8 protein-coding genes are annotated in these 8,574 nt (G+C 63.2%); 4 read left to right on the top strand and 4 right to left on the bottom strand.

The genetic code is table 11. From position 1 onward, the window contains the following. Positions 1-150 precede the first annotated feature (150 nt). A complete protein-coding gene (hisG, locus tag ACI944_RS08380; RefSeq protein ID WP_411718602.1) occupies positions 151-996 on the top strand; it encodes an ATP phosphoribosyltransferase in 846 nt (281 codons plus the stop codon). A 66-nt stretch (positions 997-1,062) separates the two neighbouring features. On the opposite strand, the gene ACI944_RS08385 is transcribed toward hisG, so the two are convergent. Together ACI944_RS08385 and ACI944_RS08390 are read right to left on the bottom strand one after the other, a co-directional pair. Further along, positions 1,063-2,256 carry a lactate 2-monooxygenase gene (locus ACI944_RS08385; protein WP_411718603.1) on the bottom strand — a complete coding sequence of 398 codons (1,194 nt, stop codon included), beginning with the start codon at positions 2,254-2,256 and terminating at the stop codon, positions 1,063-1,065. Between the two features lie 314 nt (positions 2,257-2,570). Continuing rightward, positions 2,571-3,134, bottom strand: coding sequence for a TATA-box-binding protein (locus ACI944_RS08390; RefSeq protein ID WP_015408186.1), 564 nt, complete (start codon positions 3,132-3,134; stop codon positions 2,571-2,573). 259 nt (positions 3,135-3,393) lie between these two features. Between ACI944_RS08390 and ACI944_RS08395 the strand changes: the two genes are divergently transcribed. From ACI944_RS08395 to ACI944_RS08405, 3 genes are all read left to right on the top strand, one after another. Then, positions 3,394-3,741: a hypothetical protein gene (locus ACI944_RS08395; RefSeq protein ID WP_411718604.1), complete on the top strand. Its 348-nt coding sequence runs from the start codon at positions 3,394-3,396 to the stop codon at positions 3,739-3,741. Positions 3,742-3,763: 22 nt separating this feature from the next. Next, positions 3,764-4,009, top strand: a complete 246-nt coding sequence (locus ACI944_RS08400; RefSeq protein WP_411718605.1) for a hypothetical protein — start codon at positions 3,764-3,766, stop codon at positions 4,007-4,009. Between the two features lie 226 nt (positions 4,010-4,235). After that, positions 4,236-7,280 (top strand): FAD-binding and (Fe-S)-binding domain-containing protein, encoded by a 3,045-nt coding sequence (locus ACI944_RS08405; protein ID WP_411718606.1) that lies wholly within the window; start codon positions 4,236-4,238, stop codon positions 7,278-7,280. A 50-nt stretch (positions 7,281-7,330) separates the two neighbouring features. Here ACI944_RS08405 and ACI944_RS08410 read toward each other — a convergent pair whose 3' ends face one another. Together ACI944_RS08410 and ACI944_RS08415 are read right to left on the bottom strand one after the other, a co-directional pair. After that, the gene (locus ACI944_RS08410; RefSeq protein WP_411718607.1) at positions 7,331-7,915 is read right to left on the bottom strand and encodes an AAA family ATPase; all 585 of its coding nucleotides are present in this window, start codon (positions 7,913-7,915) and stop codon (positions 7,331-7,333) included. Beyond that, positions 7,915-8,199 carry a hypothetical protein gene (locus tag ACI944_RS08415; protein WP_411718608.1) on the bottom strand — a complete coding sequence of 95 codons (285 nt, stop codon included), beginning with the start codon at positions 8,197-8,199 and terminating at the stop codon, positions 7,915-7,917. Before ACI944_RS08415 ends, ACI944_RS08410 begins: the two co-directional genes overlap by 1 nt. Positions 8,200-8,574: the final 375 nt, after the last annotated feature.

Below are 8,574 nucleotides of genomic sequence, written 5' to 3' on the forward strand. Positions count from 1 at the left end.
CGACTCGGCCGCCGTATCGCCGCCCCGGGCTGTCCCGCGGCGTTCGTCCCCGCCCTGAGAGCGCTAGGTGCCGCAAGGGCCATCACCCGCGCGACACCCCGTGACGACGTTCTCCGACAATGAAAAGACCCACCCCCCACAAGCGGAGGTATGCGCATCGCCGTACCTAATAAGGGGCGTCTCCACGAGCCGGCGCTCGAACTCCTCGAGCGCGCCGGCCTCCACGTACAGGACGGGGCCGACCGGAAGCTCTACGCGGACACCGTCGACCCCGATGTCTCGGCGCTGTTCGCCCGCGCGGCCGACATCCCCGAGTATGTCTCCGACGGGGCGGCGGCGCTCGGGATCACCGGCCTCGATCAGGCCCGCGAGTCCGAGGCCGACCTCGTGGATCTGCTCGATCTCGAGTTCGGGGCCTGCCGGCTCGTGCTCGCCTCGCCGGAGGAGGGCGGCGTCGCCTCGCCCGAGGAGCTCTCCGGCGGCACCGTCGCCACCGAGTTCCCGACGATCACCCGAAACTACTTTCAGGGGATCGGCGTTGCCCCCGACATCGTCGAGGTCTCGGGCGCGACCGAACTGACGCCGCACGTCGACATCGCCGACGCCATCGTTGACATTACCTCTACCGGGACGACCCTGCGGATGAACCGCCTCTCCGTGGTCGACGAGGTGCTCGAATCGTCCGTCCGGCTCTTCGCCGATCCGGCCGTGGCCGACGACCCGAAGATCGGACAGATCAAAACTGCGTTTCGGTCGGTGCTCGACGCCGACGGCAAGCGCTACGTGATGATGAACGTCCCCGCGGACGCCCTCGACGACGTGAAAGAGCGGATTCCGGGCATGGGCGGGCCGACGGTGATGGACATCGCCGGCGACGAAAAGCTCGCCGTTCACGTGGTCGTCGACGAGCGGGAGGTCTTCGAGGTGATCCCCGAACTGAAGGCCGCGGGGGCGAGTGACATCCTCGTGACGGAAATCGAGCGATTGGTTCCCTGATAGAAGTTGCCAAGGCGGACAACAGGAATCAAAGACAAAGGCCCTGCGTTTGGCGCAGGGAGGGTCTCAAAGTTCCTGTTCGTGTTTGAGTGCCTCGCGGTCGATGTCAGTAACGTCGTCGTAACCCGCAAGCCCCATGGTCAAATCGAGTTCTGAGAGTGTGTTTTCGAGCACCCACTCGACACCGTCTTGACCGGCCATTGCGAGACCGTAGGCGAAGGGTCGGCCGAGCATGACGGTGTCGGCCCCGAGACCGAGCGCTTTGAACGCGTCCGAGCCCCGTCGAACGCCGCTGTCGAAGAGCACCGGCGCGTCGTCACCGACGGCCTCGGCGACGGCTGGCAGCGCCTCGACGGCGCTAATTGATCCGTCGACCTGTCGCCCGCCGTGGGTCGAGACCTGCACCGCATCAGCGCCGTGCTGGAGCGCCAACCGCGCGTCTTCGGGGTGGAGCACGCCCTTGAGCACGATCGGGAGGTCCGTGTTCTCCTGCAGGAAGCTCAGATCCGCCCACGTGAGCGACTCGTCCCCGAAGATTTCGAGGAACCGATCGACGGCTGCCTTCGGATCCTCCTCCGGGGAGGCCGCAAGTGAGTCCCGAAACGCCGGGTCTGAAAAGTAATTTGCGACGCCCTCGCCCTCGAGGAACGGGTAGTACCCCCGTTCCAACAGTCGGTCGCGCCACCCGAGCGTGGGCGCATCGACCGTGAGGACGATCGCATCGTAGCCGGACGCCTCCGCTCGGTTGAGGAAGCTCCGTGCAACCGCACGGTCGGAGCTCCAGTAGAACTGGAACCACTTCGTGGTGTCGCCAAGGGTTTCCGCAACGTCTTCCATCGGCGTTGAAGACAGCGAACTCAGTGTGAACGGGATGTCGAGTGTGGCGCACGCGCGGGCGGTCGCCGATTCCGCCTCGTCGTGCAGCAACGACTGCACCCCGAGTGGGGTGATCATCAACGGGAACTCGTGGGTGTTGCCGAATAGCTCGACCGAGAGGCTTCTGTCCTCGACGCCACGCAGCATTCGCGGCATAATCCGGTACGCAGAAAAGTCCCGGTTCCGTTCGAACGTCTCCTCGGTTCCGGAGCCACCGTGGACGTACGCACGCGCCGTATCGTCCATGTTCTCCCAGGCGGCCTCACGGAGTTCCTCGTAAGCGATCGGATACGTCGGTGTCTCCTCTTCGTACATTCCGTCACGGTAGATCTCCCGAACGCGCTGGTTACCGAACCCAGGGCTAGGCTCCTCTGAATCGCTCATGGCTGATAATCGGGGGTGTTCGTACTAAACGTCACGCTACCGGACCCCCCGACGCGGCTGGTATTACCGGCTCTTTGGGCCGAATCGGGGTGTCAACAGGGGCCACTGTTTGGCCGGCAGAAGAGCGCGAATCGCACCGACAGGCTGAGGCCAACCGTATCAAATCGCGGCGGCAAAACGAGCGAGGAAACGGCCGATCGGCCCCGAACAGTTCCGAACGGTCCCGGCGTGGGGTTTTCGGTTCGCGCTGTGTCGTGGCCGGACGCAAACACGACGTGCTTCGATACAGAAGATAGCGGCTACAATCGACAGTCTCAGCCGTCCAGCAGGCCAAGCTCCTCGAGTCGAGAGACGATCTTGTCGACCGCCTTCTTCGCGTCGTCAGGCTCCTTACCGCCGGTGATGACGAGCTTCCCCGAGCCGAAGAGCAGCGCGACCACGTCGGGATCGTCAAGACGGTAGACGAGTCCCGGGAACTGTTCAGGCTCGTACTCGATGTTCTCCAGCCCGAGACCGATCGCGATCGCGTTCAGGTTGAGATTGCGGCCCAGATCGGCCGAGGTGACGATGTTCTGGACGACGATTTCGGGGTCCTCGTCCACCTGGATCTCCAGGTCGCGGAGCTTGTCGAAGACGATCCGTAGCGACTCGTGGACATCGTCGGTGGACTTTGCGCCGGTGCAGACGATCTTGCCGGAACGGAAAATGAGGGCGGCGGATTTGGGTTCCTGTGTCCGATAAACGAGCCCGGGGAACTGTTCGGGATCGTAGTCGGCGCCTTCGAGATCCATCGCGACGCTCTGTAGATCAAGCTCCTGACCGATACCCGTCGAGGCGACGACGTTCTCGATATTTATGGTCTCCTTTGGGTCCTGCATGACTCGACTTAAAACACGTATTTAAGGTTTATAAATGTGGGTGGTCGTTCGGTCGCCGCCAGTCCGAACGGACTGACGGAGGCCCCCTCGACCGGTTTCGGTGCCGGGAGCCGCTCGTGGGTCGGTCGACGTGTCGGGGGCGCCGGGCAACTTCGCTTTTAGCGACCACGGCCGGCTCCACCGGCCGAATCCGATGTGACCGAACATACTCAATCAACCGACCGAACCTGTTTTGCCGCCGGCTCCGGAAGACGCTACCGTGAACGCAGTCGAGGAGTGGGAGCAGTCGCTTGAGGCGGCCGGCGAACTCACGAGCGAGGCCGCCGACGCGATCATCGACACCCACGGTGACCGTGGGGTCACCGCCATCGAAGCCGTCGGCGAGGGGCGGGTGAAACAGTACCGCGATTTCACTGTCGTCGTCGGCCACTCCGAGGAGTACGTCATCGAGGGCGACGCCTGCCGGTGTGCGGACAGCCGCTACAACCTCGACCCCGACGACCCGACGCAGCTCTGTTGGCATGTCGTTGCGGCGAAGATCGCTCGACTGATCGACGCCGTCGATCACCACGACATGTGGTACTCGGAAGTGCGGGAGTTCTTGTAGCCGAGCGACGTACCTGTACTCGATGGATCACGACCGCCTCCACGCCCGGCGCCCGACACACGACATCGAGCGGTGGTCCGAAGGCACCGTCGAGTCAATCGGGACGCGCGACGGCCACCGCGTCGTCACGGTTCGGGACGCCGACGGCGCGACGGTCGACCTCGTCGTGACCGTTGCGGTTTATGACCTGTTCGTCGGGCGGCTGGACATCGAAGCGGGGGACTCCCCCGTCGGCGAACGGGTCTGGTATCGAAAGCGCGGGGGATGAACGCGACACGCCGGGGTGCCGCCGATCGCAAACGTCCGATCGAGGGTTTATTGATGATAGTAACTCTTCTTGGTCGATCCTGGTCCTTGTTAATTGACCCCAACCGTTGTTGATCGATTCTAGTCATTGTTGATCGATCCTGATAAATTTTGCCGGTTTTTCGGCCGCTGCCGGCAGCACTCTTATTTCATGTTAGTCCCTACCCATGTCCGTTCGGGTTTATAGTATGAGCAAGACCACACAATCGGGGTCGGAACCGCCGACGGATCCCGCCGACGATCCACGGAGCAACTACGACTATCAGAGTTCGGAGGTCGAGGAGCCGGAACTCGTCGACGATCTGGAGGCCATCGTCGAGGGGGAGGTCCGCTTCGACACCTACAGCCGAAACCTCTATGCGACGGACGCAAGCGCCTACCACCAACTGCCGATCGGTGTCGTCATTCCCACATCGGTATCGGATGTCCAAGCGGTCATGGAGTACTGTGCCGAGCACTCGATCCCGGTGCTCCCCCGTGGCGGCGGGACAAGCCTCGCCGGCCAGACAGTCAACGAGGCGGTCGTGTTGGACTTCAAAAAGCAACTCGACGGGATCGTAGACGTCGACCCCGACGGCGAAACGGTCACCGCCCAGCCGGGGATCACGCTCGCGCGGCTGAACAACCACCTCAAGCAGCACGGCCTGAAGTACGCCCCCGATCCCGCCTGGGGCGACAAGAGCGTGTTAGGCGGCTGTATCGGTAACAACACGACCGGCGCCCACTCTCTGAAATACGAGAAAGCCGACGGCTACGTCGAGGAGGTCGAAGTCGTCCTCGCCGACGGGACAGTGACGACGTTCGGCTGGATGGATATCGAGGCCCTCCACGAGCGGGCCGACTCGGTCGGTGAGGACGCGGGCATCGAAGAGCGCGTCTACGCGGTCGTCTCGGATATCCTCCGAAACAAGACAGACGAGATCGAGACCCGCTACCCTGATCTGACGCGCAACGTCTCCGGCTACAATTTCGACAAACTGCTTCAGGATGTCAAGGCCCGCGGCGAGGTCAACGTCGGGCGGCTGCTGGCCGGTAGCGAGGGGACGCTCGGGATCATCACCGAGGCGACCGTCTCGCTGGAGCCGATCCCCGAGGAGACATCGGTGGTGTTGCTCACCTACGACGATGTCATCTCCGCGATGCGCGACGTCGCACCCATCCTCGAACACGACCCGGCGGCCGTCGAGGTGATGGATGACATCCTTCTCGATCTCGCCCGCGACACCGCGGAGTTCTCGAAACTGGTCGGAACGCTCCCCGAGGGCACCGACTCGACGCTCCTAGTCGAGTTCTACGCCGACTCGATCGAGGAGGGCAAACAGAAGGTCGCGGACCTCTTGAGTGACCGGCTGCCGGGCTACGGGGCGGCCGGCGAGCCCTCAGAGGACGGGATACGCACGGACGATGCGATCCAAGCTGTCGACGCCCTCGAGGCCTACGACGACGACCGGAAAGCGAAGTTCTGGAAGATGCGCAAATCCGGACTCCCGATCCTGCTGTCGCGGACCGGCGATGACAAACACTGGCCGTTCGTCGAGGACACGGCCGTCCCAGCCGAGAACCTCCCGGAGTACGTCGCAGACATTCAAGAGCTGTTCGACGAGTACGACACGTTCGCCTCTTATTACGCCCACGCGGGGCCGGGCGTGCTACATATTCGGCCGCTGTTGAACCTCAAGTCCGACGACGGCGTCGAACAGATGCTCGAGATCTCCGACGCGATCACCGATCTCGTCATCGAGTACGGCGGCTCCGTCTCGGGCGAGCACGGCGACGGGCGGGCACGGACGACATGGAATAAAAAACTCTACGGCGAGGAGATCTGGCAATCATTCCGGGAACTCAAGGCCGCCTTCGACCCGCAGGGGCTGTTGAATCCCGGTAACGTCAGCGGCGACTTCGACCCAACGGAGAACCTCCGGTACGACACCGACTACGAGTTCGACGCCGGCTTCGATCCCGACATGAACTGGGACAACGAGAACGGCTTCCAAGGGATGGCCGAACTCTGTCACGGCTGTGCCGGCTGTACGGGTCATCAAGACACGACCGGCTCCGTCATGTGCCCGACCTACCGAGCGACCGAGAACGAGGAGATCACGGCGACCCGTGGCCGGGCGAACATGCTCCGGCGGGCGATGAGCGGTGACCTTCCAGAGGACGTTTTCTCCGATGAGTTCATCCACGAGGTGATGGACCTCTGTATCGGCTGTAAGGGCTGCAAGCGCGACTGTCCCAGCGGCGTCGACATGGCGAAGCTCAAAACCGAGATCAAACACGAGTATCACCAGCGCGAGGGCATCCCGTTCCGGGACCGGTTGTTCGCGAACGTCGAGACGCTGTATCGCCTCGGCAGCACGTTCGCGCCGCTATCGAACGCAGCGATGAAGCTGCCCGGGACAGGGCTGTTCATGGAGAAAGCGATGGGAATCGCCCGCGAGCGCGACCTCCCAACGTTCAAACGGAACACGCTAAAAAAGTGGGATTCGGGGCGAACCCCCGCCGTCTCGGCTGCCGAGGCCGACCGGAAGGCACTCGTCATCGCCGACCCATACACCAACTACACTCAACCCGAGGTCGGCAAGGCGGCGGTCCGGACGCTTGAGGCCGCCGGTGTTCACGTCGAGATTCCCGACGATGTGACCGACAGCGGCCGTCCAGCCCACTCGAAGTGTATGCTCGACGCGTCCCGTGCGACCGCACGGGCGAACGTCGATGCCTTAGCCCCCAGAGTAGAGGACGGCTGGGACGTCGTCAGCGTCGAGCCCTCCGATTCGGTGATGTATCAGAACGACTACCTCGACCTGCTCTCCGGCCCCGACGTCGAGGCCGTCGCCGAAAACGCCTACAGCGTGATGCAGTACATCGACACGTTCCGGCTGGACGAGGCCCTCGAGACGGCTACAAAGGAGGAACTCTCGTATCACGGCCACTGCCACCAGACGGCGTCGAGCCGCGATCACCACGCTGTCGGCGTCCTGCGACGGGCGGGCTACAACATCGATGTCCTCGATACGACCTGCTGTGGGATGGCCGGCTCCTTCGGCTACGAGGCCGAACACTACTCGATGAGCAAGGCGATCGGACGGCTGCTGTTCGACGCGGTGGAGGACTCGCCGGCCGAGGAGGTCACCGCGCCTGGCACCTCCTGTCGCTCCCAGCTCGCGGGCACCGATCGGATCGAAGGCAAGCCTCCGCACCCGATCGAGAAACTCGAGACGGCGTTACAGTAGTTGCCGCTCGGGAGCGGTTCCATCCCCGAGAAAACAAAAACGGCTGGCCGCTATGCCTCCGGTGAAAGGTTCGATAGCATTCCCGCGATCGCGGCGAGTTGGGAACTCGTCTCCCCGACGCTGTCCTCGTTGTCGAGGTGATACACCGGTAAATTGCCCTGTAGCGAGTAGTTGAACGCGGCCGCGTTCTGGAGTTGTTTGTGGAACTCGACCGACCGGCTGAAGTGCTCGTAGGAACGCTCGCTCCGTTCGCGTCGATCCCGAATGGTCGCGCCGGCGGCGTCGACGACGACGAGCGCAGAGGGGTTGATTTCCGCGAGCATCTCCCCCGTCATCCCCGGGACGTACCCGAGCGGCGTCTCGACGACGAGATGGGTGTTGATCAACAGCGACCCCGAGTCGGACTCGCGGCGGATGTGTTCGGCCGCCCGTCGCTGGAGGGATCGCTGATCGCGGATCCGGAGGCGGGAGAGTTCCTCGCGGCTGCTCGCGAGTCCGTGTTCGAGCGCCTCTTGCAGCATGATATCCCCGACGTTAAGTAGCGTGTACTCCCCGTCGAGTTCGCGCCGAGCCTCCTCACAGACCCGCGAGGCACCGACGCCCGGCACCCCGCTTACGAGAACGTTCTCGGACATTAGAAGGACACCTCATCGACATCGATCCCGGCGTTCGACCCCCGGTCGTCGTAGAACCGGCGACCGACGTACTCGCTGCCGATCGATCCGATGATCGTGTCGTAGAGTTCGTCGGCCGAGTGGAATTCCTCGGAGTTCGTCCGATGCAACACGTCTTCGACCGTCTCCGGATCGTCGGTCAGTCCGTCTATCTCGACGTCTCCGATTGTTTTGAGCACCGTTTCGCGCTCAACGGGGAACGTGAACTCGCTAACGAAGCGGTCCCTGGCATCTGATAATCTCATGGTTTGTGTGGATATGTGTCGGTGGCGACCGACTGAGGCGGCGTGCGGGACGGCCTCCGGCCACCGGAACGGTTGGTCGCCCGCGTGTGGATGCGTGTCACCGCTCACAGGAAATACAGTGAATGTAACAATTAATAGTCGTATCGGTTTCCCCTACGTTTGCGGGTTGGGAGGACGCTGTCGAGGCGGTTCTTATGTGACGTTTCGACAGTAATGATCGACACAGGGCGAGAGCGTGTGTGAGCAAAACCGCCGAAGTCGGGCTGATATAAGGGGCCGATCGCGGGAACGGGCCGCGCGCTCGCCCTACTGGGGGACGACCGAGATCGTCCGTCCGTGGTCGATCGCGTCCTCGAGTTCCTCGGCGATGGCCGA

Source organism: Natronomonas sp. (genome assembly GCF_046710025.1).
In the GTDB taxonomy this organism is placed as follows: domain Archaea; phylum Halobacteriota; class Halobacteria; order Halobacteriales; family Haloarculaceae; genus Natronomonas.